The 254-nt window shown below is 52.4% G+C and carries 1 protein-coding gene; it reads left to right on the top strand.

Translation table 11 applies throughout. The annotated features are described in order from the left end of the window. Positions 1-194, top strand: a 194-nt coding sequence (locus tag MXD62_RS09135) for a GTP cyclohydrolase I (RefSeq protein WP_248828940.1), incomplete at its 5' end; no start/stop codon positions are given. Positions 195-254: the final 60 nt, after the last annotated feature.

Genomic DNA, 254 nt, shown 5'->3' with positions numbered 1-254 from the left:
CCACCGTAGCTGACGCGATTATGAAAAAGCTTGATCCTCATGGAGTCGTCGTGGTCGTGGAGGCAGAACATATGTGCATGACCATGCGCGGTGTGAAAAAACCGGGAGCAAAGACCGTAACTTCCGCCGTCCGGGGGATCTTTGCAAACGACAGCGCAGCTCGTGCTGAAGTGTTTAGCTTAATCAAAGCATAGAAATGCCTTTACGCCTGGCCCGTCTGCCAATAACCTGCGGTCTGCTGGATACAGTATTCC

The sequence above is a fragment of the Frankia sp. Mgl5 genome (assembly GCF_023242985.1).
GTDB lineage: Bacteria > Actinomycetota > Actinomycetes > Frankiales > Frankiaceae > Parafrankia > Parafrankia soli.
The sequence above is the reverse complement of the archived record's forward strand: the minus strand, read 5'-3'. Positions and strand labels throughout refer to the sequence as shown.